Genomic DNA, 26,328 nt, shown 5'->3' with positions numbered 1-26,328 from the left:
GCGCTCAACAGGGCGGCAGTCGCGTTGCCGGTTTGATGGTTCACCTACGTGGAGCATCCAACGACATGTTGTTCGAAGCCTGTCACACAGGTCGGAGAGACATGCCGCATATGATGGAGTGTCAAAGTCCCGCTGCACGCTCAATAGCATCGCGACATTCTAGAAGCAGCCTCTCTGCGTCACCCGACTGGGCGTCGTAGCGTTGCCGTGTCTGAAGAATGGAGAGAGCGTAATTGCCGGTGATAATTCCGCGGATAGGGGCGGCTATTGCACACACGCCCTCTGAGTATTCCTCGACGTCTCGAAAAATCAAATCCTCTGGAGCCGAGTGCAGACTGGCGATTACAGCATTGGCGTCGGACAAAGTCTGCGACGTGTAGTTTCTCAAGGGCATAGTGAGAAGGGTCTTGCATTGCTCGACAGACAGCCGCGACAAATGAGCCTTGCCGCTTGCGGTGCAGTGCAGTGGGAGTGGCGTGCCGACATGGGTGACCACCTTTAACGTATGTGGGGCGTGTATTTGTTCGACAACTACAGCCGTCGAGCCTTGCAAGATGGTTAAGTCGATCGTGTCATTGACGTGCTTGTTGAGAATTTTCATATGGGGGCGACACATACCAATGACGTCACGATGAGCCGATCCGGCAATTCGGGCCAACTCAGCGCCAAGAGACACTCCGGGCGTCAGTGGGTTCGTTGTGACAAAGCCTTCTACTTCGAGCGCCCCGACAATCCTTTGAACTGTGGCGCGCACCAGCCCGGTTTCAGTCGCGATCTGACCGAGGCTAAGGCCGTCTCCATGGTCCGCAAGGGCGCGCAAGATAGCTGCGGCGCGCGAAATGAGACGCATTTCGCCTCGAACCGGCCCCGACTCAACGGTATTGTCTATGTCTGTCGCACAATTGCGACTGACAGTTGACCTGCTTGGCTTCATTTCCAGTCCGCTGCCCCTGAAGTCTTGGAAATCACTCATAGCTGTATCATTTGACGAACACAAAATCGGGTGTCCTGGACATTCGAGCCGTGAGGTTGTCCGACGGTCTCGTCGTCGCCGAGCATGTCTACCGGAGCGCCATTACTTTTTGGAGTAAGGCCTCTCTGTAGCAAGGCAGGCAACGAAGATGGTGAATTTTACGTAGGGCCAGAGCATGGGGCTGCGGCGCAGCATTCAGCGCGTGGTGGTATGGCGCACCTGCCCGAAACTCGCCGCCTGATCCAACATGACGATCCTGCCGCTACTGCGAGGCTTTTCTAAAAGCGATCAGGCGAGAGACGTCTGGCGCTCTCAGGTAGATCTCTCGGACAAGAGCAGGATGGCAAGCGACAGCCCGTCCCGGCTCTCAGAAACACACGCATCTGTGTAGTTCGTCTGTTTAAGCACAGATTTTTGATAAGTCCGACCCGGAAAGTACTGGCCGAACAGGCTCGGAGAGCATAAACATCATCAAACAACGATACATATGTATCGTCCAGCGATACATTTTTTGTCCGGAGGCGCCAGCCCGGCATGCCGCTTATCGTGAAACCGAATGCGGATGCTTCGTGTGGGCCGTAAATATAGGAGGGAAGCACGGTGAGTGATCTTCCTGCTCAAATTCTTCTGACGCTCAGTACGCTGGGCTATAGCGCGATTCCCGCGATTTTTGACTCAAACGAGACGCATATGACGAATCCGCACTGGGTTCCCCACGCGCGCTTTCATGTGGTCTGGCAAGTGTTGAGCTATATCGGCGTCGCTGCTCTCGCGCTCTACTTTATTTGGACGCCCGACGACGGGTCCGGTCGTAATCTGTGGTATGCATCATTTTTGTCGATAGCTGCTTACACAGGGTTCTTCAGTGCGTCCCTGACGACGAAGCTCTACGGTGGAGCTAATTACGATGAGAACGGCGTGGTGCCATACAGGCCGCCATTTCTGGGCCGCTATATGGCCTTTGAAGTAAATATCACGCTTTTTTCTGGCGCCGTGGCTATTCTGGTAATGGGCATGTTGTGCATCTTCATGTCACACTCAACTCATATTTCGAACACTCTCGCTACAGCGATATGGTCTTTCATGGCTGCTACGACAGCCATATTGCTGGTGCTGATCGTCGTGTTCGTCGGCGGGTTCATGCGACGTGGCAAGGGAATGGATGTCGGAATTTCTCAAGAGTCAGGCAAAATAAATAATTTTTCCTGAAAAACAGCACGCAAGGTGGAGAGCATGGATATTCATCAGGAAAGTGGCATTCGTGATGCTGCGGCTGCAATTGTTAGCGCTTTCGATAAACGGGTCCCCACAGATCCTGTGAAAACACTGATTGAGCCGCTGGGACTTGGCGCCGCATACAAGGTGCAGCGCGAAGTCGTCGCCCATCTTTCAAGAAGCGGCGCGCGTTTAACCGGGCGAAAGATTGGTCTGACAGCGCGATCCGTTCAATCGCAGCTCGGCGTTGACCAACCCGATTACGGTGCGCTGCTCGATACGATGGAATACGCGGACATGGATGAAATTCCATGGAACACGCTTATCCAGCCGAAGATTGAGGCGGAAGTCGCGTTCGTGCTTGAACACGATCTTGATCAGGAAGGGCTGTCGATGGCCGATGTCATTGGCGCAGTAGCTTACGCGTTGCCGGCCATTGAGGTCGTGGACAGCCGCATTCGTGACTGGAAAATATCTATATTTGATACAATCGCCGACAACGCCTCCAGCGCTGCCTATGTGCTAGGTGGCGAGCCTCGGAAAATCGACAAGCTTGATCTCCGGTTGTGCGGTATGCGCATCGATAACGCAGGAGAGCCGGTATCGACGGGCTGTGGCGCCGCATGTCTGGGCAATCCGTTGACTGCGCTGACCTGGCTCGCGCGCCAGATGGTGCGTCTGGAACAGCCTCTCAAGGCCGGACAAATAGTCCTTTCCGGGGCTTTGGGACCAATGGTGTCTGTGACGCCCGGGGAGGTTTACGAAGCGCAGGTCGCCGGCCTGGGCAGCGTGCGCGCCGTGTTCGGAAAATAAACCGATACCCCCAGAGGAAAAAGGAGGATATCATGTCATTCATTCAAAAATTTGCTGAGAGGGTCGATACGGCGGCCATCTCTGCGAGAGCCATTCCGCAGATCACGCAGGAGCAAGATTTCGGGGTAGATGAGGCGTATGCGATTCAGGCGGCGAGCATCGATCGTCGTGTGCAACGGGGCGATCCCATTGTGGGCATCAAGATGGGTTTCACCAGTCGAGCCAAAATGGTGCAGATGGGCGTCAGCGATTTGATCTGGGGTCGCCTGACGCGCTCCATGATTGTGGAAGACGGCGGATTTACCGAAATGTCGCGTTATATCCATCCACGAGCCGAGCCGGAGATAGCCTTTCTTCTGCGTAAGCCGCTGAGCGGCGTTGTCACGCCGTTGCAGGCCCTGGACGCCGTGGGTGGCGTAGCATGTGCAATCGAGTTGATCGATAGCCGCTACGAAAATTTCAAGTTCTCTTTAGCTGACGTGGTGGCTGATAACGCGTCGTCCTCCGGATTCGTGGTCGGAACCTGGCATGAGCCCGGGACGGACCTGAGCAATATCGGAATGATCATGAACGTTGACGGCCGTCCGGTGGGTTACGGATCAAGCGCCGCTATTTTGGGAGACCCGGTGCGGGCGCTGGTGTCCGCCGCGCGCGTTGCTGGTGAAGCGGGCCTCTCTCTGGAGCCCGGGATGGTCGTCATGGCGGGCGCTGCTACCGCAGCGATAGCATTGGAGGCAGGACAGCATGTCCGCCTCGAAGCCTCCGGGTTAGGCTTTTGCGAATTCCGAATTCGCTGACAAAAGGGAAATGCAATGCCGATTATACAAATTAATCTCGTTGAGGGGCGTGACGATAAGGTCGTCAGTGAATGCGTGCGCGAAGTCGCCCGCACCGTCAGCCGCACTTTGGATGCACCGCTGGCTTCGGTTCGTGTCATGGTCAACGTGATCAAGCCTCAGTTTTTTGCCGTTGGTGACGTGACGAAAGCCGAGTCGGCGGCTCAGAAAGACAAATCTTAATAATGATAAGATCTGCATAGAATTTCGTGCGCCGGATCTGACTGCATACATTCGGCCAGATATGAACATCGGAGAGAGAGAAATGAAAAATCCTGCAAATAGCTTTAAGAGAGCGCTGGCTTCCGGAGATCCACAATTGGGTATCTGGGCAAGTTTTGCTGATCCCTATGCCACCGAGGCGGTTGCGACAATCGGCGCTGATTGGCTACTGATTGACGGTGAGCACGGGCCAAATGACGTACGCAGCATCCTGGCGCAACTTCAAGCGGTGGCTCCCTACGCTTCTCATCCGGTCGTGCGGGTTGTGGACGCCAATCCCAGCGTCATCAAGCAGGTGCTGGACATTGGTGCGCAGACGCTGATGGTCCCCATGATCGATACTGTCGAACAGGCGCGTGCGGTCGTCGCGGCGACACGCTACCCACCGAAGGGCATACGCGGCGTGGGCGCAGCCTTGGGTCGCGCGTCGCGCTGGGCCAGTATACCAGATTACGCTGACTCTGGCGTGCAAGAGATCTGCGTGATAGTTCAGGTGGAAAGCGTAAAGGGGCTCGCAAACATAGATGAAATCGTCTCCGTTGAAGGGGTGGACGGCGTATTCTTCGGGCCGGTTGACCTTTCTGCATCTATGGACCTGATGGACCAACCGACGCATCCAGATGTCGTGAGGGCGATTGGACAAGGGGCATCCGTTGCCAGAGCGGCCGGAAAAGCGGCTGGCGTCCTAGCCACGGATGTTGAGCGGGCTAAGGGATATCTTGCCGCTGGCGTTCAATTTGTTGCTGTTGGTATCGACATTCTCATGCTCGTCAATTCGGGCAGAGCGCTTTTGCGCGAATTCAAAGGTGACCGAGATGAGAAAAGACCATCTTACGGATGACATTTGAAAATTCTATCGAACAAGAAACTTATTTCAAAGGGAAAATCTCTCCTGTTGTTGAATAGGGGAAACTATTGCAACGTCATGTAGAATCACTGACTAATCGGATGTTTTGCTGTATAGCGGCGCAAATTAAATGTTTTGTATTTGAGAGTAGAAAAATAAAATATAAATCTACATTTGATTGTATGGCCATAATGGCTCTGTATAACAATACCCGCATTATTTACCGTATATACGGGGGCGTGTGGCGGAAAGGCGGTCGTGTCCAGATAGTATGGAGGCTGGCGGCATCCTTTCGACAAAGGGGAGACTCATCTAGAGGGAGATAAAAACAGGAAATCCGCGAAATAATAGAAGATATAACAAAAATTATTCGGACTCCATCGCTCAATGGGGCGAAAAGGGCTTTGGCGTGTAGCTAGGCTCTTGCGGAGAAGAGTATGCGGCAGCGTACCTGGATGCTCCGTCAAGGTTCTTCGAAGATATGATCAACGCCGGTCAACCGTCGATGGCGACGGTCCCCAGGCTGTTGGTGCTGCAAGGCGGTGTGCCGGTCTAGTTCGAGGGAGCCGTCATTGGTACGGTCGGCGTCAGCGGCTCATCGGGTGAGAACGTTCAGGACACCGCGACGCGGAGCGCTGAGTGTTCCTTACTTGCGTTTATTGGCGCAATGAGACGCAAGTAAGCGCCACGTGTAAGAAAGGTTTTCATTATCATGAGTTTTAATAAGAAGGCGCTTGTCGTGATCGGTGGCACATCGGGCTTTGGGAAGGCCCTCGCTGAACAGGCCGCGGCGCTCGGGGCTTCTCTCGTGGTGACGGGCCGGGACGTCGTAAAGCTGACCCATGTAGTGGATGAATTCTCCGCGCGCGGTTTTCGCGTGGAAGGACACGTCGTTGATGCTGCGAATGACGATGACCTCGCATCCTTCTTTGAGAGTGTCCCTTCGTTTGACCATCTTGTTTCGATGGCCGGGGGATTTATGGGAGGCGGGTTTCTCAGCGCGGATTACGAGACGATCTGTCGCGCTATCGACGAAAAGCTCTTCGCGAATCTCCGTATTGCGCGTTATGCGGCGATGAAGGTTGCAGCAGGGGGCAGCATGGTATTTACCGCCGGGTCGGGTGGGAGGCCCGACAATGCTTCCGGCGCCATCGTTGGAAATGACGCCATTCGCCTGCTGGTGCAGGGACTGGCTGTGGAATTGGCGCCTAAGGCGCGCGTGAATGCGGTGGCTCCGACTTGGACCGAAACGCCGCTCTGGCGACACATGCCGCCGGCTGACGTCGAAGCTACCAGGGAGCGCTTTTCCAAAACGATCCCGATGGGGCGAACGGCTACGATTGACGAGGTTGTTCAGGTCTACCTTTTCCTGATGCAATGCGGTTTCATCACCGGACAGACTGTCATTGTCGATGGCGGGCTGACACTGGTGACATGATTCTGCATGACGGGGCAGCTTATGCTGGTGAGTCCGTGTGTCGCGGCGTTCTGAAAGATCGAATCGGGTTATTTGGGGAGCGACGGCCTAAGTTAGGCGCTGCCCAATTCATCGCGCGGCGAGTTCTCAATCGAACTTTGTGTTGAAGCAGGGTCTCCTTTGTAACTCCCGTAACATTCGATGTGCTTGCGAAAGCTGCCGTATGTTCCAGATAATCCTGAGGTTCGAGACGGCATAAGGATCGTCGAAAGGACGTGCGACTAGAGCCTTCTCGGCAGCAATTCGATGGTGCTTTCACCATCTCCAATCGGCTGGGCGCCCTCTTGATGAGATTTCCAATATTACTTGCAGTTTTTTAGATATGTGCGGGTATCCCCTAGGGGGAATCCTCAGATCGATTTGGCCGATGCCGACCAGACTACGCTCCAGGAATCGGATCATCGGCGTTGTTCTCCCAAAGAGTGCGTCTCTGACGGAGTGCGAGCAACTCCTAGTGGTTGAGGTCGAACCAGCCACAAACAGTCGTCTGTTTGGTATAAGACATCGATAATATATTTTTTTCATTTATAGGAGAAGGAATCGCATGTCCCCATGCTCGCGGCACAGGTCATAGAGCTTCGGGATAGAACTCTTGAGCTTTCAGGATCGCGACGGTCTGATCTTCCGTAAGGCAACTAGGTTTCGTCCGTCTGCAGTTCTATCGATCGGACTTTCCTTCAAAATGATCGCGATTTCGCAGGGTACAACCGTCGCGTCATGAAAGTCAGTGAATTTCTTAAAATTTTTTGTATTTTATGAGAAATGAATTGAATTGCATTATGAAGATAATTTTCACGTCATTTTGTATTTTTTATTGAGACTCTTCATCATCGATAGGTAGTTTTTGTCCAGATGGTGACACGATATGCAAGAATATTAAGGGAATGGCGTCTTCTCGTTTGTGCTTGATGAATGCCATAACCGATCCTATATTGTCAAACTTCTTTTTTTTGACCGCAGAGGTTGATTTTTTCTGATAAAATAAGGACCAATATTCGAACATTATCTACTGCTCCGGTTTGCATTTTAATCAAGTTTATAATAAATTCACTGTAATTAAATTCAGAAATTCACCACATTTCAACGAGATTCGCGTGATAATGAGAAACAATCGTGGGCTCTATCTTTCTCACGCGCCCAACCCATCCCGAAAGCAAAGAGTGGTTTGAGTTCCTGTCGAAAAATACAGCGAAACAACGTCGAAATCCTCTGGATTTGCAAATTGCATATCCTCCGATGTTGGCGTCTTCAAGAAGAATGGAATCTCCCAAATTCGGCAACATGCTTGAATTTCTAGAATAAGCAATAAATTTTACCACAACTTTTACTTTCGTCAAAAATTCAACACGTTTCGATCGCGACTTATGTCATGTCGTTGGTATTCGTAATCGCATATCCATTGTCCAGGAGGGATTTTATAATATCGTCCGCTAGATCCTCATATGAAGGTTCTTCATAATCCTTTTCCTGCAAACAGCGAGTGATAACGTCGCGCATCCGAAAATAAGCCTCATCTTTCGTTGTCATGCGCCTTTTTCCTTGTTTTCTTCAGAATACTCCCAGCCGCCTCCAAGTGATTTGTATAGCTGGACAAGTGTCGCTTCGGATTCAGCCTTGCTGCTCACCAGGCGGGAGCTCTCGTCGAGATACTCACGCTCGGTTGCGATGACATTCAGATAGTTTTCCGTGCCATCGGAGTAACGTTGCTGAGCGACATCCAGAGCGCGCCTCGCCTGCGCGACGGTGTTTTTAATTTCGTCATGAGTTTTCTGAACGTTTCTATACGATACCATGGCGTCATCTACTTCGTTCCATGCTTTTAAAACGACCTTCTGATACGCGATTGCGGCCTCCTTTTGCTCAGCCTTACGTAGATGCAATTCCGCGCGAAGCTGGCCCCCTTTAAAGATTGGGATATCGAGAGAGGGGCCAACTGCGCCTGCCCGTGAACTCAGATTGAACATTTTTGGAAATTGAATGGACTGTGTGCCGAAATTTCCACTCAAAGAAATGTCGGGGTAGAAGGCCGCGACCGCAGCGCCAGTCTGCGCTGTTGCCGCGTGGAGTTTGGCTTCGGCTTCGCGAATATCCGGACGCCGGCGCGCGAGTTCAGACGGCAGCCCGGTCGGTACGGACGGTGGAAGATCAGGTTGGTTTATTGAGGCCAGTAATTCATCATCAAGTGAATGCGGAGATTGGGCGAGGAGTAAAGTGATGGCGTTCAACAGGTGAGAGCGTAGAGATTCCATGGCTGGAAGCGTCGAGCGCATCGACGTTTCCAGCTCCAGAGACTCCGCCAGGTCCAGGTTGTTACCGGTTCCAAACATAATTTGGTTACGGACGAGCTTTGTATTTCGCTCCGCTATAGCGACGTTGCGTTTCACAATTTCAATTTTATTCTGCACGGCTCTTAATGAGAAATAATTGAGCGCAAGATCGGAAACAGTTTCCAGTGCGATCGCGTGTCGTGCCTCTTCAGCTGCAGCCGTATTGGCGCGTGCGGCCTCGACCCTACGTCTGATACGACCGAAAAGATCAGCCTCCCAGGACGCCATGATCGAGTTGGAGAAAAGATCGTATTCAGTTGGTGCGCCTGGCCTTGGTTGCACAAGTTGCAAAAAACCTTGGGGACTCATCATCGTACGCGAATAGCTGGCGGATGCGCCTAACTGCGGGAGCCCTTGAGACGCGGCCGCGTTTCGTTCCTGCCGCCCTTCCTCAACGCGCTGCTCCGCCATCGCCAGATCAAAGTTCTGGGCGGCAAGCCGTGAAACCAAAGAGGTTAGTTCGGTGTCATGGAAGCTGTTCCACCACATGGTGTCGACTGCACCGCCATAGGTTGTGCTCGCCACTGAATGAGGGCTGTCATTCCACCTGCTCGGCAGGTTGGCATGCGGTTCCTTGAAATCTCGTCCTACCGTGCACGCGCCCAACGTGGTCGCAATGCACAGCAGATACAACCGTCGAGTTTTTCTTCCAAACATGGTCATCTCATTCGTGTGCAAGCGTCACTGGTGCAGTCGAATTGGTCTGCGCGCCAACAACATCGTCAAAGTTTGTGTAAATCGTGGTCTCAACTGAATAACCAAGCCGCAACAGATGCGCTAAAGACTGATGAGGGCTGATGACGATCTTCACCGGGAGACGCTGAACGATCTTCGTGAAGTTTCCTGTCGCGTTCTCCGGAGCGATCGGCGCAAACTCTGCGCCAGTAGCAGGAGGCACACTGTCCACGACGCCGTTCAGGTCGACGTCATACGCATCCAGATGGATTTTGACCTTTTGCCCCGGGCGGACGTGACGCAAGGCGACTTCTCGGTAATTTGCCTCGATATAAATGTCGTTCATCGGAACGACTGCCATAATGGTTGCGCCCGGGCTTACGTAGTTGCCCGACTGCACCGTCTTGGCGCCCACCATGCCGTCCACGGGCGCGTGGATGCGGGTATAGGAGAGGTTTAGGCGAGCTTGTTCGACCCGCGCCTCATCCGCGCGCACCGCCTGCATCGCCGCGTCATGTTTGGCCTTCAGGATATCCAACTGGTGGCGCGCCGCTTCCAGTGCAGCTTGCGCTCCCATCAAATCGGCCTCATCCTGACGCCACTTTGTTGCTGACAGTTGTTTCTCCTGAGACGTGCCAGCGCCTGTACTGGCGAGGTGCTCGTATCGGTATGCGTCCTGCTTGGAAAAATTCATTTTGATTTCAAGCGCTTTAACACGGGCTTCGGCTTCTGAAATCAGGGACGGTTGCCGCGCGACGGTCGCCGCAGCGTCGTCCACCTCAGCACGGTCCCGGGCGAGAGTCGCTTCTGCGTCAGCCAGGGCGGTACGATAGTCCCGGTCGTCGAGCACGGCGAGAATATCGCCTCGCTTCACCATCTGGTTATCGTTGACATTGACTGTCTCGATCTGTCCCGCGATGCGCGGCGCAATTACAGCGTTATGAGCGTGAATATAAGCGTCATCTGTCCAGACATTTTTGGTCGGGATAAAAATGATTCCGAGGACTACTACAACGAAGCAAAGCGCTACTGCCAAACCCAGGAACAGAGGCCATCTGCTTTTTGGCGTTTCGTGGCCTGGGGGAGCGGAGTTGGGATTAGGATCAGCCATAAAAATTCACCTGTTACTTCTTCATCAGAGCTATGCGGGGGGCGTATGTGCGGATCGGGAGTGTCACGATCAGCAGCATCAAGCCGATTGATATTGCTGCGAACACAAGGTACGCGTCGCTGACAGTAAGAGTCGTCACCTCAGCTCGTACCGTATGGGAGAACCACTCAAGACTGCCGTCGAAGCGGGGCGCTCCGTCAGGAAGCAGCGGCGTGGGGTGTTGCGGAAGGTATCCGTTGGATTGCACGACTTCGAAGCGCCGACGTCCAAGCTGATCAGTAATTCGGGACGAATGCAGCCCTCCGCGCCAACGCTCAATAAGATCAAGCAGCCAGAGCCCTACCGCCTCCGATATTGCGCGCGGTGTGTTGACGATGCCGGCCGCGAAGGCTCCCTCTGGCGGCTGAATCGAATTCGTCGCCATTTGCAAAAGCGGCACCACAATCATCGCGAGCGCCAGACTGAAAACCAGTTGCCAGCCGTAAAACTGCTCTCTGTTCCACGAACTCGTGACGAATGATTCTCCAATGCAGGCGCAGAAGAAGAGTGAAACGCCAATGAAGGATACCACACGGGGGTCCACACGTTCACGGTTCAGAAGAACCGCCATCGACGGAAGAAAAATAAGCTGGGTCAAGCCAATTTCCAGCGTAATGAGATGTGCGTTAATAGGCCTGTAACCCTGAACTTCGGTAAGGTACATAACTGGCAGCGACGACGAAGCTGCGTTTATTAACAACAATGTGAATAACGCTATAACGCCGTAGAGGAGATTCGGCCGCTTAAGGAGAGGAAGTTTTACGAGAGGGAGTGGATGCCGATTTTCGTTTATGACAAAGAGCGGAAAACTCACCACCGTCAGGAGTATCAAAACGCAGATCAGCGGAGAGTTGAACCAGTCAAGGCGATCTCCCTGAATCAGAAAAGTCGACAGCGAACTCAAGCAAATGAACGCGAGAAGGGAGCCGCGCCAGTCGAATTGGCGTAGGCGTTCGAAATGCGTCGGGTCTCTCCACAGAAAAGTTGAGCACAAAGCTGCGGCGACTGAGCACAGAAAGATGGATTCATAGAAACCAAACTGCCATCCCACGACGTCGGACCATAATGCAGCAAGCGTCACGGACAGGTTCGGTGTAAACGTCGCAGTAAGCGCGTACACGGCCAACCCCCATAGCCTTATCGGCGGGGGTAGGGCGCGAAGAGCGGTGGCCATCAATAGAGGAATCGTCAATCCGCCGGACAAACCCTGAATCCATCGAAGAGAAAACAGTAAAGTCAGGTTTTCGCACTGCGGAATGCAGATAGATGTCAGGCAGTTCACAGACAGAACGGTGAGTACCAATTTTCGCAGCGATAGTGTATACATCCACCAGGGCGAGAAACACATCCCGAGAACTTCGCCCGATACATAAAGACTTTCCAGCCACGTTCCCGGATCGTGGCCAACGCCAAGAGCGCCACGCAAGTCTGGCATCACGACGCCGACAACCTGATCATTGAACTCGGCGCTAAGCGCCGCGATCAGAACTCCCAGAAGTCCCAATAACGGCTTGATATCAATTTTGCCGCTCATCAGGAATTTTTCCCGGATTTCTTCCGAGAACCTCCATCTTTTTTCTGAACGCCATAGGCGGCAAGCAATCCGTTGAATGTGAGACGCAGCAGTTGCCCTACGGTCGGGGACGCGGCAATTCCAGATAGGGGCGCGTGAGTCAATTCGAATACGAGCGCCCCCAGCATCTCATCATCGCCGGGAAACTCGCTATTAAACATCGTGCGTAAACGCTTGCCGACGGCCCACCAATTATCTCGAATCAATGCCGTTTGCAGTTCGCCGAAATCTGAATCAGCGCCAACATGGCGCGCGTACTCAAGCGCCAAAAAGGCCCAAATCCCGTTCTTGGCCAGATTGTCGGCCCATGCCGCCAGACGATCCACGATGACGTCGTGTGAGCTGTCATCGTCGAAAATGCTCATTACCGACGTGAGGCTCTCCTGTTGGTATCGCTTCATAACTTCAAGGAAAAGATGCTCTTTACTCTCAAAGTTCGAGTAAATTGCTCCTTTGCTGTAACCCGCTTCTGAAGCAATAGCTTCCAGACTTGCGCCTCCAAATCCTACTCGAGCGAACAGAGCGCCAGCGGTCGTCAGAATCTCTTGACGAGTTTCCGCTTGCTGTTCAGTGCGACTCAGGCGCTTGCGGGGTGCAATGTGTAGTTTCATGTGAGTTTCATATACCGATCGGTATGCGGCGTCCATACGGTATATCAACGTCGCGGGCGATTTCGTTTTCAGCTCCAGAAAAATGAGGTCTGCGTGGATTTCCTATATTTATACGGAAATTTCGAAAACGAACTTTTTGCCTCCGTGCGTTGCCGTTCCTCGCATTTCTTACCGACGCACTCGAGAGGGGGACGCCACGTTAATCGCGGCGGCTTGACGGACACGTGCCATGAGGGATTTTCGGGGCGGAGGCGGGGTGGAGGCTCGCCATCAAACAAATGCCACCTGAAGATGACGACTAAGGCCCGCAGATATCGACGCAGGACGACGAGTAAATGGCGCTGACTGGACAGCGTGATGGCTTGGTGCTGACATCCTCCTCGCGAACGGAGTGTCTGCATAAACTGAACAAGCTTTAAGAAGATCTGATCTGCGTGCCGCTCTTCTGTTAGGCTGCGGCGACCGCGATGTTCCAGAGTCGGTGCGGCCTGACTCTAACTTACCTGTAAACCTTTGGCCTATGGGTGATCGTCCACCTGCGGCTGCGTGCTGTTTTTTCGGCAGCCGAGGCAATAGACGCGTTGCGGCCATCGTATTGTGTAGCCATCCTGAGGAAACCCGTCCTGGTCAACGGCTCGACACGGTCAACGTAGACTGAGGCTACCGCGTTCATTGTGCCGTCGGGACGCTGCGCGCCTGTCGAGGCAGCTTATTGGCTACGACGAATTTCGCATTCCGCCGTCGGATCGGCTCATGTGATGCAACTATCTCATATTCGAGGGGCGCATCCCCGATCAGCCACAATCCCGGTGAAAGTCGAAAATTTAAGCCCCCGATTTGCCAGGTGATCGCGCGCCGGACATGGTTCAGCCTGAAGCTCGCAAAAGCAAGGATCGCGCCACAAAGACGCCCTCCGGTCAGTCATCGTGACAGCAAAGGTGCTGTATCGAATTTTTCTTTATTTCTTTTGAATATCTGCGCTTCGCGCCATGAGTTCCTTTAATCCAGAGTCTAACGCCGTCTGAAACGCCCGCAGCGTCTCCTCGCTCGCGTAATGCTCGATGCCTTCTGCGTCTATGCGGACATTCTCGGCGCTGATTCCCAATGCGGAGAGAAACGCCTCGACGATGCCATGGCGCCGCCGTGCGTTCATCGCGACGGCCTGTCCGGCTTCGGTCAGGAAAACTCCGCGATAGGGCTTCTGCGCCACCAAACCTTCGGAGGCGAGGCGAGCGAGCATTTTCGCGACGGTGGGCTGCGAGACGCCGAGCCGGGCTGCAATGTCGACCTGCCGAGCGTCCAATCCCTCGTCGATCAGGTCAGCGATCAGTTCCACGTAATCCTCGATCAGCACGTTGCGGCGCGCCTCTCGGTTGGCCCGAAAGCCCTCGCTCTGCGACTGCGCATCCACAAAACGCGGCGGGGCGACCGATTGCGTCTTCTTTCTCATGATATCCTGGCAAGCCGACAATATGCCCGAGGGAATAAAGCATTTCGCCTGCGGGGTCCAAGCTGTATCTCCATATGTATTGCGCGCGCCGTTTGGCTGCTTTCCTGACGGCTTAAGGGCGCCCATCCGGCGCATATCCCGGACGGGACCGCCCGGATCCCTCAACCCTCGATCGGCGACGCTTGCATTGAAGGGCGTCAGGGCGTGTTCTTCTCACTAGGAAAGTCAAACGTTGAAGGAGAAGCTGTCATGAAGAAACGCGCGCTGGGCAACACCGGATTCGAGATCGCCCCCATCGTGTTCGGTGGCAACGTGTTCGGCTGGACGATCGACGAGAAAACCAGTTTCGACGTTCTGGACGCCTTCGTGGATCATGGCTTTGACGCCATTGACACGGCGGACGTCTATTCCGTTTGGGTTCCAGGCAACAAAGGTGGCGAGTCCGAAGCGATCATCGGCCGCTGGCTCAAGGCTCGGCCCGGCATGCGGGACAGGGTCAAGCTCTTCACCAAGGTTGGTATGGATATGCGGCAACCGGGGCAGACGGGGCTGTCGGAAAAGTGGATTCTCACAGAGGTTGAAAACTCCCTTACCCGACTGGGCGTCGAGCGGATCGATCTCTATTTCTCGCACAGGTTCGACGACGCGACGCCGCAGGAGGTGACGCTGGCGGCATACGAACGCCTGCTCAAGGAGGGCAAGATTCGCTCTATAGGCGCTTCGAATTTCGATGCGACGCAACTGCAAGACGCTCTCGATGTCTCGAAGAAGGATGGTTTGCCCGCCTATCAGGTCCTTCAGCCGGAATATAATCTCTACGACCGCGGCGCCTATGACGGGGCGCTGCGGGACTTGTGTCTTAGAGAAAGAGTGGGCGTCGTCCCATACTATGCGCTCGCATCAGGATTCCTGTCCGGAAAATACCGTGACGAAGCGGATCTTGGCGTCAGCCAACGGGGCGGCAAGGTGAAAGGGTATCTGAACACGCGCGGGTTCGGGATCCTCAAGGCGTTGGATGTTGTAAGCGCGCGCCATGGCGCGAGCGATGCGGAAGTCGCTCTCGCATGGCTGATCGAGCGCGAGGGCGTGACTGCTCCGATCGCTAGCGCGACGAAAGTGTCTCAAGTCGAGAGCTTCGCGAAGGCGGCCAGCCTGCAACTGACGGCGGAAGACATGACTGAGCTTGAAGCTGCGGCCGCATAGCCATTTGCAGCAATATGTGGTCGGGAGGCGTTTTCCGGCGTCTCCCGCTGACGCGCTGAGGGGCTATTAAAGGCGCTCACGATCGCCATTCAACACGCAGCGGCTATTACCTGTTTGTCCACATGGCGGCGACGCGTGGATGCACGAGTGGTGGTGGGAAAACGTGCCCAAACGAACTGGCTTTGCATTAAGCTTGAGATCGTGAGCCGAGTGCGGGCGAAGGCACTCGTTCGCATGGGCGGAAACAGCCGAGGCTTCAATATCTGGCGCTAATCCCCACCAGGCGGCATCTGACGGAGGACGCGTTCAGCGAACCTGAAACGCTTGCGACGCATCGAGAAATTCCCTGTTAGCGTCCAACTCGTGTGAAACCACGATCAGATACGCCATCGCGCGTGTCAGTTCGATACGGGTGGAGACGTTGGCCTCCCGCGCCTCCAGTCGCCGCAACATCGCTGTTGCGCGTCGGGCGGTTGCGGCGGCGCGTCCGTAACGTCCTGTAAACTGGCTCATCCGCTGCATGGTGAGCAGCAGCGCGTCGCGGGCTCTGGGGGGAATCTGGTCGCGCTCCAGAACAGCCCGTAGACGGATAATGTTAAGGCCGATGGTCATCGCAGCCAGAGTGCCTTGCAGACACCCCTCGATAGTGGGGGAGGGGGTGGGTCCGGCGTGGCGGATCAGGCGCGCGAAACGATCGATGTTTCGACCGATCCAGTCCTGCGTCAGCGGTATCGGTTGCGCGGAGGCGAGGGCGCGCAGATCCTGCAGCATCGTTCTACGCATCCGCCAGCGTTCCGCCGCTGCGTCGAACGGCAGGATGACCTTGAAGATCAACACCGAGCAGGCGACGGACAGCAAGATGGCCCCGGTCGAATTGAACCAGGCGATTTCGTTTTCACGGGTATGATTCGTGGGGTGAACGAAATTTGGCAACAGAAGGGTAAAGGCGGCGGAATGCAGGGCGGTCGCCGGATTGCGGGCGGCGAGGCCGCCGGCGATCATCGGGACCGAAAGCGCTGCGATCAGCATTTCCGGATCGGAAAGACGCGGCACGATCAGGAAAACGAAGAAAAAGGAGACGATCGCCGCCCAGACGCTGCCCTTCAGGAAGTTGGTCGTCGCCAGAACCGGATTTTCACGCGTGGCGAAGAGCCCGCAAACCACCCCAACGAAGGTGATGAACCCTATCCCCGAGGACCACGCCGTGACTTCCCAGATCAGTGCGGCGGCCATCAGCGCGATTGCGGCGCGCACGCCGTTGTAGCCGGCCTCGCGCCAGTCACGGTGGGATTGGAGGCGAAAGCGGAAATGGTCGCCGCGAACCGCCGTATGGCTGGCTTCGAACTCCAGGATCGCTCGGTCGAGTTCTCCCAGCAGTTCGTCCAGGGCGTTGTGCAGGATACGCTGGTCGAGCAACGCCACGACCTGCTGGTTCTCTGACGGCAGGTTGAGAGAAATCTCTTCGGTCAGGGCGTCGACGATACGCTGCCGGCATTCACTGCGCAGAAGAGACAGGTCCTGCCTTAGGGCTGCGATGGATTCGTCGCTGTCCAGCGGTTCGGGAGCGCTCGTCAGAAATGCGCGCGTCTTTTCCGTCGTCGCCCGAAACACGGGCTGTTCGTGTTCCAGCGACTGTATCCGCACGGCCATGCCAAGCCCGCGCGACAGCAGCACCGAAACGGCGGCCAGAGCGGCGCGGGCGTGGTCGCCCTCATGCCCGTGCGGCCCCATCTCGACTTCGCTGAATTCGATCTGGTCGTTGATGGACAGCAACGGCCCGAAGAGTGCGCGCGAACGGACGAGGGCGGCCTTATTGCCCTCGAGAAGCGATGCGATGGCGTCGGTGACGCTGGCTAGCGCAGTGCGAAGTTTGGTGCGTATATTGGCGCGCGCGGCGTCGGCGAGATTGTGCGCGAACAAGCCCGCAATAAGACTCTCGCAGGCAATGCCGAGAAAGATGTAGGTCGCACGCGACATCGCGACCATGAAGATGTTTTCCGGATTGCTGACCGCGCCAAGCGCAATGATGGCGCATGTGTAGCCGGTGAGCACGAGAGCGTAGGAGCGAAAGTTGTGCACGACCGTAGCCAGCGCACAGCAAAGCCCCATCCAGATCGCAAGCGCCGGGAAAAACAGTCCGGGTTGCTGCGGAAACGCGGAAATCAGAGCCACGGCGGAAATGACGCCGAAAACAGTGCCGACGATGCGCCACCGCGCTTTCGACAGACTCTCGCCGCGCGAGCCCTGCGCCACGATCCAGACGGTCATGGGCGCCCATTGCGGGTCGTCCATTTCCATCCACATTGCGATGATCAGCGCCGACAATGCGGCGATAGTCGTGCGGACCGCGAACCCGAGGGCCGACATGGTGGGGAAGAAGAGCCAGCGTAATCGCGCGTTGCGGGCTTCGCCGGGCCGCCGCAATGGCGTCAGGTGCTGCAGGAACGCCATGCGGCGGGCGATGAAAAGGGGGATTCCCGGTAAGACCAGCACAGCTCTACTTGCGTCCGAGGCGAAGAACGTCGATCATTTAAAGCAATTCGAGCCATCCCGTGCATGGGACGCTCGCATATCTGTTATCGCGCCGCGCCGTTGAAGGCGCTTCGGGGACGTGGCGCGGACGTGCTTCATCGAGGGCGGAGACTCACTGATGTCTGGATTTTTTGGCGGACTTGTTGACAAGCTCGGTGGCGCGCTCGGCGTCGATCTGCATGCGAAACTGAACGAGGAGCTGGGCTCCTTGTTGCAGCCTGATACGATTCGTGATCTCGTCGCGAAGGCTGATCAGGCCGGACTCGGCGATCGCGTCCGCTCGTGGATCGGTTCAGGCGACAATCTGCCCATTTCGGCCGACGAAATCCGAAACGTCCTTGGCAGTTCGCAGGTTCAGGACCTCGTAGCGCGCACCGGGCTGCCCGCCGACACCCTGCTTCCCGCACTGGCGCACTTCCTCCCGGATGCGGTGGACAAAAACACCCCGGCCGGCACGGTCTGAGCGGCTCGGCCCGGGGCGGTCGAAGCGCGCGAGATTTGACGGCATGACGTTTGGAGAGCGAGTGAGCAAGGCCGATTTGTGGCTTCTGGACAAGGTGTTCCAGCCGGTCGCGAATCGCATGCCGGAGAAGCTGCCGGCAGTCGAACTGGGCATGAGTATGCTGTTTGGCGCGCTGATGCTGTCAGCGGCATCCATCGTCGCGATGGTCTTTCTGACTGGAATGGAGATCACCGACGCGATCTTCAACGTGTTGATCTGGGCGTTCGGTCTGTCGTTCTATATCGGCGTCGCCCGTATGAAGACGCTCGTGCGCCCGGGTCATCTCAACCCGCTTCGGGTCATGCTGACCGGCATGCGGCTTCTGTCGATCCCCTTCGCTATTTACGCTTTTTATCAGGGGGTCTCGGCGCCTGCGCCGTTCGTGATTCCGCTCTGGTTCAATGCGTTGGCGAATCTGGTTTTCGTCGTAGGTATTTACTTCGTCTCGTGCGAACCCCCGCCGCCGCCAATGCGGCAGTCCGTGTGGGACAGGGGATTCGGAGAGGCCTCTAACCGAACCTGACGCCTGTAGCGTCAGGACGTGATCGCTTCAGACGCTTTCTCTGTCGGCCAGCAGGGCGCGTGCCTCTTCGGCGTCCTTTGCGATCTGCCCCTTCAGGGCGTCCAAATTCTCAAACCTCTTCTCTGCACGAAGCAGCGCATGCAAGGCGACGGAGATCGTCTGTCCGTACAAATCGGCGCTGAAATCGAAGAGGTGAACCTCAAGTCGCGATTCCTGGCCGTCATTGATCGTCGGACGTCGTCCTATATTGGCGACGCCGTAGTATGTATGACCGTTCGAAAGACGCACCATGCAGGCATAAACGCCGCGCGCCGGTTCAATATGCCGCCCAAGGGCGACGTTCGCGGTGGGGAAGCCCAGCAGGCGGCCTCGCTTGTCGCCGTGCTGGACGACGCCGCGGATAGACCACGGACGTCCCAGTTCAATCGCTGCGCGCTCCGGGTAGCCATCCTGCAGCAGGCGACGGATGCGCGTCGAGGAGTAAGGGCCGTTCGCGTCGGTCAGGGCCTCGGCGACGGTGAACCCGAAGCCAAGCTCCGCTGCCCGTTCCGTTAGAAACGGCACGTCGCCGCCGCGTCTGTGGCCGAAGGCGAAATCGTGGCCGCAAGCGACGTGCCGCAGGCCGAGTGCGTTGTGCAGAACGTCTTCGACGAAGCGGTCGGCCCGCATCTGTGAAAACGCTTCATCGAACGGAATCTGGAAGATATGTTGCACGCCGAGGGCGCCAAGAGCCGCCGCGCGCTCATCAGGCAGGGTCAGTCTGAACGGCGGGTCCTGAGGGCGGAATAGCTCGCGCGGGTGGGGTTCGAACGTCACAACCGCCAGAGGCGCGTCCGGGCGCGCCAGCTGCACGGTGCGAACAAGATGAGCGTGCCCGAGATGGACGCCATCGAAATTGCCGAGCGCGGCGACTGCGCCGCGCGCTTCCGGGGGAATCGAACGCCAGTCTTCGTGCAGTCGGGGAGTCATGGAGCGTCGGCTGTCACGTCGTCCCCGGGAAGCCCGAACAGGACGCCGACTTCAGGCATGTCGTGCGCCACCGGATGGGCGTCTCCGGCTACCGTGCCGTCCTGAGCCCGCACCATGTGGCAGGTTTTCATTCCCGCTCCGCGCGCTGCGTCCAGCTCCGCCACGACGTCCGACACGAACAACACGTCTCCCGGAACCCAGCCCTCTGTCTCGGCGATTTTTGCATAGCTGGCGGCGTCTTTTTTGCCGCCCATCGCAAGATCGAGGAACGCGTCGAACAACGCCGTGGCGTCGCCCTCGGCCGTGTGGCCGTATATCAGTTTCTGCGCCGCGACCGAACCAGATGAGTAAACCGCGAGCTTCACGCCCGCCTGCCGCCATGCGCGGAGCGCCGGCAGAACGTCGGGGTACAGCGTGGCGACCAGTTCCCCGTCCGCGTAACCCTCCGCCCAGGCAAGTCCCTGCAACGCCTTTAGCGGCGCGACTTTCGCGTCCTCTTTCATCCACGCGTTCAGCCGGGCGAGCGGTTCCATGTCCGGCGCAAGGCGACGCGTCTCCTCCAGCGCCTCCGCCACGGCGGGCTCGGACGCGCGGCGAACGATCAGGTCAGGCAGCGCCTTGCGCGCATAAGGGAACAGGACGTCATGGACGAAAGAGACGGGCGTCGTGGTGCCTTCGATGTCCAGAAGGACGACTGTGGGTTTCATGCAGCGACGGCCGGAAAGCGTAACGCGATATCGTCGCCGGTGTAGTCCGCGATCCAGCCATCGGTGTTGGTGAACACGCGAAGCGCCACCACATCCGGGATTTCTCCAGCGTCAAACCAGTGCGGGATGCCTGCCGGCACCGAAATCAGGTCGTTCTGCGTGCAGCCGATATCGTAGACGGCGCCGTCTACGTGCAGGATGAAGTGCCCCGCGCCGTGCACGAAGAACCGCACCTCGTCCTCGGTGTGGCGGTGCTCCGACAGAAATTTGTCGCGCAGAGCAGCCCGGTTGGGCGTGTTCACGTCGATGCGGATGACGTCGGCCGATCCGGCGCCCGTCTCACCCATCAGCCTGTCCAGCCAGGGGCGATAGGTGTCCAGCACGCGCTCGGCCGAAGCGTCGCGGGGAGGGATATCGACGCCCAGCCAGCGTTCGAAGCGGACTCCGATGGTCTTCAGACGTTCGGCGATGGCCGTCGGGTCGCTGGTGGAGAAGCGCGCCGCGCCGGGCGTGCCGTCATCGAACACCACAAGACTGCTCATAGTCGTTCCTCCGCAATTCTCGTCGGGACGCCCAGCTTGACCCGTTCCAGTTCGCAGGCGAGCAGGAACTCCAGTCCCTCAAGCCGGGCAAGCGCGACGTCCATGGTCGGCCCCCATACGTACACGCCGTGGCCGCGAATGACGTACCCGGCTTTCATGTCGTCGAGATACAGCGCGACGCTGCGCGACAGGTGCGCGATGTCCTGATCGTTGTCGAACACTGGAACAGTGACGCGCGCTGCGTGGGTGGTTTGACCCTCGAAGACTTTCTGGACTTCGTAATCAGCCAGATAGAGCGCCGACGCCTTCGTAGCCATCGACAGCACTGTCGCTGCGACGGAATGGCCGTGCAAGACAGCCCCGGCGGTGGGAAAATGCCCGTATATCTGGCAATGCAGCAGCGTTTCGGCGCTCGGACGGTCGCCGTCGCGTAGCGGACGACCCTGCAGATCGACCTCAATCACGTCGTCCGCGTTCAGGAAGCCCTTGTGCCCGCCGGAACGCGTCAAGGCTATGCGGCCATCAGCCAATCGGACGCTGATATTGCCGGCGGTGGCCGGCACCCAGCCGCGTTGATCCATCCGTCGCCCGGCGCGTACGATCGCATCGGCGGCGGCGACCCAGGCCGGGTCCTCGACGGCCGCGTTGTGTCCTTCGCTCATGACCCCGCCCTGATGGATCAGTTGGGGCGCGCGTTCGTCGCGGCGCGGTCGGCCGTGTTGGCGTCGGTCGCAAATCCGGTCGAGGCGGCGGGCGGCGCGGGAATACGGCCATCCTGCTTGTTCGCCTGCTCCATGGATTCGTCGTCCTCCATGTTTTTCTTGAAGGACTTCAGACCCTTGGCGAAATCGCCCATCAGGGAGCTGATCTTGCCGCCCCCGCCGAAGACGACCAGCACGACCGCCAGAACGATCAGCCAATGCCAGATGCTCAAGCTACCCATCGCCTCAATCCCTGCTGTGTCGAGTTGCGCCCTGTCAGGACGGCCAGAGCGCAGGACGCGCTCCGTGCAATACTATCTGGACGGATGACATGGCCGCCCCGGGGCGATCATGCAAGCGTCGAGAGCGTCGTTCGCCATAAATTGCTTCGATAAAGCAGGCGCCGAGGCCTATGCGCCCCTCGATCATGACATCGGCCAAGGCGCCCCGTCAGGAGATCCACCCATTGGGCGGCTCAGGCAAAATGAAGCCATAGGTCGGAAAGACCGTGCGTCCCATGGATTCAGTCGGGGACCACCACACCCGCACACGGGACCAGTCGTTGCGCGCCGATACATCGACGACCGGGACCCGGCGATCGACATGTCCGGGACTCCAGTTCGCCTGATCCACCAGCACGGCGCGCGGCCCCTGGATCGATCGCACCACGGACACATGCCCGTCCGGTAGGCGCGAGGTCGATCTGAAAACCAGCACTGCGCCGGGTTTCGGCTGCGTTGCGTGCGCGTATTTTCCATTGGCCGATCGCCACCAGGACGCCGCCGGGCCGTAGAGGGCCACATTCGAATGTTCCCGCGCCCAGGGCGCGCATTGGACGCGTCCGTGAAATCCGTCGCCGCCGCACGCCGCGAGCAGCGTGGCGACAAAGAGCGCGAGTATGCTTCTGACACTGCGGGCGAAGCGCGCGTAACGTGGCGGTTGTTTGGCGACCATTTCGGCGCGGCGGAACCTATGCGGATGGGCCCTTTGTCGGATCATGCGGAGTTCCTGAGAGCGTGGATGCGCTCGTCGGCCTCGTCGCGCTCTGTCGTCAGAGCGCGCTCAGCGACGTCGCGGGAGAAACCGGCGCGAGCAAAGGCGGCGAGAATGCGGGGGGAGTCTTCATTCTCGTCGTCGCCTTCTCCATCAGGGCTAAAGGGACCGATGCGCCGCTTGCGGGCGAAGACAAGAGCTGCGGCGAGTTCCGCATCACGTCCGGCGTCGCCTTCGCCGAGGGCGTTCTCCAGGGCGTCGTCGATCACTGAGGTGTCCAGCCCTTTGGCTGCGAGTCTGGTCTGAACCGCCCGCCGCGAGCGGCCAGAACGGGTCAGCCTCGCTGCGCGCGCTTTTGCGAACGCAGCGTCATTGACAGCTCCCAGAGCCGTCATCTCGCACGCTATCTGTTCGGCCAAAGGGCGCAGTTCGGTGACGGCGGCGGATACCTCCCCCGCGTCGAGGCCTGCATCCGTCGCTCGCTGCGCCCAGCGCAGGATGCGACGCTCCAGAACCTGAGAGAGCGCCCGCTCTGTCGTGGCGAACCGCGAAAGATGCGTCAGCGCCGCCTCCCGCAGGCCGGGCCGGTCAGGTCGCTGCGGTGGAGCGGGCGTGGCGTTCGTGCGTGAGATTGATCGTCGGGAGGACATGATCCTGTAGCCTAGCACAATTCTTCGAATCGAGCGTGCTCGAGGCGAGAATGGCTCGCCCTGCTATAGCGGCGTGAGAGTGTCGGATAGGTCAGGGGAGGAGGCTCGTTCGATGAGGGCGAGCGAGAAATGCACAAATCGAAATTTAGTATGGTGCGCGTAGGGCGGTTGCTGAGTTGCTTATCGATTCCGCGCTTGACAGTGACCGTATCAGGGCGTAAGCGCCGCCCCTCCTACGGAACGCGGGAGGTCGCGGTGTGCGTCAGTGCATCGGCAGGCCGTCAGTACCGCGGTTCGGGTGAAACTTAACAGGAGTCCCCGGATATGGCCAAAAAGATCGTTGGCTACATCAAGCTGCAGATTCCCGCCGGCAAGGCTAACCCTTCGCCGCCGGTCGGCCCGGCGTTGGGTCAGCGCGGCCTGAACATCATGCAGTTCTGCAAAGAATTCAACGCGAAGACGCAGGGCCTCGAGCCCGGTATGCCGATCCCGGTCGTCATCACGGCGTTTGCTGACCGCACGTTCAGCTTCATCACCAAGACGCCCCCGAACACCTACTTCCTGCTGAAAGCGGCGAAGGTGTCCAAGGGCAGCCAGACAGTCGGCAAGTCAGCAGCTGTCGGCAAGGTGACGATGGCGCAGCTGCGCGAGATCGCCGCCGAGAAGCAGAAAGACATGAACGCGAACGACCTCGACGGCGCCGTGCGTATGCTCGTCGGTTCCGCCCGTTCGATGGGCCTGACGGTGGAGGGCTGAGATTATGGCGAAGAACAAGCGTCTTACGAAGGCCCAGGCCGCCGTTGACACCACGAAGGCCTATGGCCTCGACGAGGCGATCGCTCTGGTGAAGAGCAACGCTACGGCGAAGTTCGACGAGACGGTCGAAATTTCGCTGAACCTCGGCATCGACCCGCGTCACGCTGATCAGATGGTCCGCGGTCTGCTGTCCCTGCCGAATGGCACGGGCAAGACCCTGCGCGTCGGTGTTTTCGCTCGTGGCGCGAAGGCCGAGGAGGCTCTGGCCGCCGGCGCCGACGTGGTTGGCGCGGACGACCTGATGGAGAAGGTGCAGGCTGGCGAAATCGACTTCGACCGCTGCATCGCGACGCCGGACATGATGGGTCTGGTCGGTCGTCTCGGCAAGATCCTCGGCCCGCGTGGTCTGATGCCGAACCCGAAGCTCGGCACCGTCACGATGGACGTGAAGGGCGCTGTCACGGCGGCCAAGTCCGGTCAGGTCGAGTACCGCGCTGAAAAGGCTGGCATCATCCACGCCGGTATCGGCAAGGCCTCGTTCGACGGCGAGAAGCTGGCGGAAAACATCCGCGCGTTCGTCGATGCGGTGCAGAAGGCTCGTCCGACTGGCGCGAAGGGCACCTACCTGAAGAAGGCGGCTCTGTCTTCGACGATGGGCGCTGGCGTTCGCGTCGACGTGTCGGCTTTCTCGGTCTAACGGCCGAGTTCAAGACGTTGCCGTGTGGCGCGCTTCCGGGTGCGCCACGCGGCTTCCAGGGTGGCGCGCTCCTGCGCGCCATTCCGATCCTGTCCCAGACCGGGCGCGGCGCTCAGCCTTAATGCTTCTCCTGTAACACGGGAGGCGCGGCCGGAAGACGAGGATGCTGGTTATGCAGGCTCAGCCTGCGTCTCCGGGTGTTCCGTAAAAGGACAGGCGAACCGGATCGCCGGATATTTTTTCCGGTGGTTCTAGGGAAACCCGGTCTGTTCGAGTTTCTCGGGCAGGCCAAGACGGAGACGGGATTTGGACCGTACGGAGAAGCGCGAATTTGTCGCGTCCCTGGCCGCCGTGTTCGCCGAGACGTCGATGGTTGTCGTCACCCGCAATGAGGGTCTGACGGTCGCTGATGTGACGGATCTGCGGCGCAAGGTGCGCGCAGCGGGCGCGACCTACAAGGTCGCGAAGAACCGGCTGGCCACTCTCGCCCTGGATGGGACCCGATTCGAAGGCATCTCGCCGCTGCTGAAGGGACCGACCGCGCTTGCGTGGGCGGCCGACCCTGTGGCTGTGGCGAAGGTGATCGTCGAGTTCGCCAAGACCAATGACAAGCTTGTCGTGCTCGGTGGAGCCCTTGGAACCCAGACGCTCAATGCGGATGGCGTAAAGGCTCTGGCCGAACTTCCGTCCCTGGATACGCTCCGGGCGCAGCTGGTGGGGCTTATCTCCACGCCGGCCACGCGCATCGCGGGTGTCCTTCAGGCGCCGGCAGGACAGCTTGCGCGGGTCTTCGGGGCCTACGCCAAGACGGGCGAGGCGGACGCAGCCTGACCCTGTCCCCGCGCGCGGGGACAAGAAAATTCGCACGTCCGGCTTTCGCCGGGTTGTGTATCGATAACCGGTATCTATATTAGGAAGACTAACCATGGCCGATCTGAACAAGATTGTTGACGAGCTTTCCGCTCTTACCGTTCTCGAAGCCGCTGAGCTGTCCAAGCTGCTCGAAGAGAAGTGGGGCGTTTCCGCCGCTGCTCCGGTCGCTGTCGCCGCCGGTCCGGCTGCCGCTGCGGCTGCGCCTGCTGAAGAGCAGACCGAGTTCACCGTGATCCTCGCCAAGTCTGGCGACAAGAAGATCAACGTGATCAAGGAAATCCGCACCATCACGGGTCTGGGCCTGAAAGAGGCGAAGGATCTGGTCGAGGGCGCGCCGAAGACCGTCAAGGAAGGCGTCAACAAGGACGAAGCCGAGAAGATCAAGAAGGTTCTCGAAGAGAACGGCGCTTCCGTCGAAATCAAATAACGACGGGTGCTTTTGGCGGGACGGTGGTTTATGTCCCGTCGAGGTTTTTGAAAGAGTTTTTGGGCGGGGGTCGTCTTTGGCCTC

General features: G+C 57.9%; 27 protein-coding genes. 13 read left to right on the top strand and 14 right to left on the bottom strand.

All coding sequences use genetic code 11. From position 1 onward, the window contains the following. Window positions 1-121: 121 nt before the first annotated feature. Window positions 122-850 (bottom strand): IclR family transcriptional regulator, encoded by a 729-nt coding sequence (locus J2D73_RS09895; protein WP_207881394.1) that lies wholly within the window; start codon window positions 848-850, stop codon window positions 122-124. A gap of 723 nt (window positions 851-1,573) precedes the next feature. Here J2D73_RS09895 and J2D73_RS09890 point away from each other — a divergent pair. From J2D73_RS09890 to J2D73_RS09865, 6 genes are all read left to right on the top strand, one after another. After that, window positions 1,574-2,182, top strand: coding sequence for a DUF6640 family protein (locus J2D73_RS09890; protein ID WP_207881393.1), 609 nt, complete (start codon window positions 1,574-1,576; stop codon window positions 2,180-2,182). Between the two features lie 24 nt (window positions 2,183-2,206). Then, window positions 2,207-3,001 carry a 2-keto-4-pentenoate hydratase gene (locus J2D73_RS09885; RefSeq protein WP_207881392.1) on the top strand — a complete coding sequence of 265 codons (795 nt, stop codon included), beginning with the start codon at window positions 2,207-2,209 and terminating at the stop codon, window positions 2,999-3,001. A gap of 32 nt (window positions 3,002-3,033) precedes the next feature. Further along, entirely contained in the window at window positions 3,034-3,798 is a 765-nt protein-coding gene (locus J2D73_RS09880; RefSeq protein WP_207881391.1) for a 2-keto-4-pentenoate hydratase, read from the top strand. A gap of 15 nt (window positions 3,799-3,813) precedes the next feature. Further along, the gene (locus J2D73_RS09875; RefSeq protein WP_207881390.1) at window positions 3,814-4,020 is read left to right on the top strand and encodes a tautomerase family protein; all 207 of its coding nucleotides are present in this window, start codon (window positions 3,814-3,816) and stop codon (window positions 4,018-4,020) included. 82 nt (window positions 4,021-4,102) lie between these two features. Then, window positions 4,103-4,900 carry an aldolase/citrate lyase family protein gene (locus J2D73_RS09870; RefSeq protein WP_207881389.1) on the top strand — a complete coding sequence of 266 codons (798 nt, stop codon included), beginning with the start codon at window positions 4,103-4,105 and terminating at the stop codon, window positions 4,898-4,900. Between the two features lie 718 nt (window positions 4,901-5,618). Continuing rightward, window positions 5,619-6,344: an SDR family oxidoreductase gene (locus J2D73_RS09865; RefSeq protein ID WP_207881388.1), complete on the top strand. Its 726-nt coding sequence runs from the start codon at window positions 5,619-5,621 to the stop codon at window positions 6,342-6,344. A gap of 1,562 nt (window positions 6,345-7,906) precedes the next feature. Here J2D73_RS09865 and J2D73_RS09860 read toward each other — a convergent pair. The 5 genes from J2D73_RS09860 to mntR all read right to left on the bottom strand — a co-directional run bounded on the left by J2D73_RS09860 (window position 7,907) and on the right by mntR (window position 14,169). Further along, on the bottom strand, window positions 7,907-9,367 hold the full coding sequence (locus J2D73_RS09860; RefSeq protein ID WP_207881387.1) for an efflux transporter outer membrane subunit: 1,461 nt from the start codon (window positions 9,365-9,367) through the stop codon (window positions 7,907-7,909). 7 nt (window positions 9,368-9,374) lie between these two features. After that, window positions 9,375-10,496 (bottom strand): HlyD family secretion protein, encoded by a 1,122-nt coding sequence (locus J2D73_RS09855; protein WP_207881386.1) that lies wholly within the window; start codon window positions 10,494-10,496, stop codon window positions 9,375-9,377. A 13-nt stretch (window positions 10,497-10,509) separates the two neighbouring features. Then, window positions 10,510-12,069 (bottom strand): MFS transporter, encoded by a 1,560-nt coding sequence (locus tag J2D73_RS09850; RefSeq protein ID WP_243429827.1) that lies wholly within the window; start codon window positions 12,067-12,069, stop codon window positions 10,510-10,512. Then, a complete protein-coding gene (locus J2D73_RS09845) occupies window positions 12,069-12,719 on the bottom strand; it encodes a TetR/AcrR family transcriptional regulator (protein WP_207881385.1) in 651 nt (216 codons plus the stop codon). The genes J2D73_RS09850 and J2D73_RS09845 overlap by 1 nt, the downstream gene beginning before the upstream one ends. A gap of 958 nt (window positions 12,720-13,677) precedes the next feature. Next, a complete protein-coding gene (gene mntR / locus J2D73_RS09840; protein WP_207881384.1) occupies window positions 13,678-14,169 on the bottom strand; it encodes a manganese-binding transcriptional regulator MntR in 492 nt (163 codons plus the stop codon). A gap of 249 nt (window positions 14,170-14,418) precedes the next feature. Here mntR and J2D73_RS09835 point away from each other — a divergent pair, with 249 nt between their 5' ends. Beyond that, window positions 14,419-15,372: an aldo/keto reductase gene (locus J2D73_RS09835; protein ID WP_207881383.1), complete on the top strand. Its 954-nt coding sequence runs from the start codon at window positions 14,419-14,421 to the stop codon at window positions 15,370-15,372. 306 nt (window positions 15,373-15,678) lie between these two features. On the opposite strand, the gene J2D73_RS09830 is transcribed toward J2D73_RS09835, so the two are convergent. Continuing rightward, window positions 15,679-17,823: an FUSC family protein gene (locus tag J2D73_RS09830; protein ID WP_207881446.1), complete on the bottom strand. Its 2,145-nt coding sequence runs from the start codon at window positions 17,821-17,823 to the stop codon at window positions 15,679-15,681. Window positions 17,824-18,022: 199 nt separating this feature from the next. On the opposite strand from J2D73_RS09830, the gene J2D73_RS09825 reads away from it, so the two are divergent. Both J2D73_RS09825 and J2D73_RS09820 read left to right on the top strand, forming a co-directional pair. Further along, window positions 18,023-18,367 carry a YidB family protein gene (locus tag J2D73_RS09825; protein WP_026397231.1) on the top strand — a complete coding sequence of 115 codons (345 nt, stop codon included), beginning with the start codon at window positions 18,023-18,025 and terminating at the stop codon, window positions 18,365-18,367. Between the two features lie 43 nt (window positions 18,368-18,410). After that, complete coding sequence (locus J2D73_RS09820) at window positions 18,411-18,929, top strand: hypothetical protein (RefSeq protein ID WP_207881382.1); 519 nt, start codon at window positions 18,411-18,413, stop codon at window positions 18,927-18,929. Window positions 18,930-18,956: 27 nt separating this feature from the next. Here J2D73_RS09820 and J2D73_RS09815 read toward each other — a convergent pair whose 3' ends face one another. The 7 genes from J2D73_RS09815 to J2D73_RS09785 all read right to left on the bottom strand — a co-directional run bounded on the left by J2D73_RS09815 (window position 18,957) and on the right by J2D73_RS09785 (window position 23,491). Next, window positions 18,957-19,898 carry a bifunctional riboflavin kinase/FAD synthetase gene (locus J2D73_RS09815; RefSeq protein WP_207881381.1) on the bottom strand — a complete coding sequence of 314 codons (942 nt, stop codon included), beginning with the start codon at window positions 19,896-19,898 and terminating at the stop codon, window positions 18,957-18,959. Then, window positions 19,895-20,605, bottom strand: coding sequence for an acireductone synthase (mtnC, locus tag J2D73_RS09810; protein ID WP_207881380.1), 711 nt, complete (start codon window positions 20,603-20,605; stop codon window positions 19,895-19,897). Before mtnC ends, J2D73_RS09815 begins: the two co-directional genes overlap by 4 nt. Further along, window positions 20,602-21,147: a 1,2-dihydroxy-3-keto-5-methylthiopentene dioxygenase gene (locus J2D73_RS09805; protein WP_207881379.1), complete on the bottom strand. Its 546-nt coding sequence runs from the start codon at window positions 21,145-21,147 to the stop codon at window positions 20,602-20,604. The genes mtnC and J2D73_RS09805 overlap by 4 nt, the downstream gene beginning before the upstream one ends. Beyond that, window positions 21,144-21,809 (bottom strand): methylthioribulose 1-phosphate dehydratase, encoded by a 666-nt coding sequence (locus tag J2D73_RS09800; protein WP_207881378.1) that lies wholly within the window; start codon window positions 21,807-21,809, stop codon window positions 21,144-21,146. Before J2D73_RS09800 ends, J2D73_RS09805 begins: the two co-directional genes overlap by 4 nt. A gap of 17 nt (window positions 21,810-21,826) precedes the next feature. Continuing rightward, a complete protein-coding gene (locus tag J2D73_RS09795; protein WP_207881377.1) occupies window positions 21,827-22,090 on the bottom strand; it encodes a twin-arginine translocase TatA/TatE family subunit in 264 nt (87 codons plus the stop codon). Window positions 22,091-22,298: 208 nt separating this feature from the next. Then, on the bottom strand, window positions 22,299-22,802 hold the full coding sequence (locus J2D73_RS09790; RefSeq protein WP_207881445.1) for a CHAP domain-containing protein: 504 nt from the start codon (window positions 22,800-22,802) through the stop codon (window positions 22,299-22,301). 41 nt (window positions 22,803-22,843) lie between these two features. Further along, entirely contained in the window at window positions 22,844-23,491 is a 648-nt protein-coding gene (locus J2D73_RS09785) for a RecX family transcriptional regulator (protein ID WP_207881376.1), read from the bottom strand. A 324-nt stretch (window positions 23,492-23,815) separates the two neighbouring features. Between J2D73_RS09785 and rplK the strand changes: the two genes are divergently transcribed. The 4 genes from rplK (at window position 23,816) to rplL (ending at window position 26,244) form a co-directional block, all read left to right on the top strand. Then, entirely contained in the window at window positions 23,816-24,247 is a 432-nt protein-coding gene (rplK, locus tag J2D73_RS09780) for a 50S ribosomal protein L11 (RefSeq protein ID WP_026397240.1), read from the top strand. A 4-nt stretch (window positions 24,248-24,251) separates the two neighbouring features. Continuing rightward, a complete protein-coding gene (gene rplA, locus J2D73_RS09775; protein WP_026397241.1) occupies window positions 24,252-24,944 on the top strand; it encodes a 50S ribosomal protein L1 in 693 nt (230 codons plus the stop codon). A gap of 306 nt (window positions 24,945-25,250) precedes the next feature. Further along, complete coding sequence (gene rplJ, locus J2D73_RS09770) at window positions 25,251-25,775, top strand: 50S ribosomal protein L10 (RefSeq protein ID WP_026397242.1); 525 nt, start codon at window positions 25,251-25,253, stop codon at window positions 25,773-25,775. Between the two features lie 94 nt (window positions 25,776-25,869). After that, window positions 25,870-26,244, top strand: a complete 375-nt coding sequence (rplL, locus tag J2D73_RS09765) for a 50S ribosomal protein L7/L12 (protein ID WP_207881375.1) — start codon at window positions 25,870-25,872, stop codon at window positions 26,242-26,244. Window positions 26,245-26,328 lie beyond the last annotated feature (84 nt).

The sequence above is a fragment of the Acetobacter sacchari genome (genome assembly GCF_017377715.1).
Taxonomy (GTDB): domain Bacteria; phylum Pseudomonadota; class Alphaproteobacteria; order Acetobacterales; family Acetobacteraceae; genus Acetobacter; species Acetobacter sacchari.
This window is presented reverse-complemented; position numbering and strand designations above follow the sequence as displayed.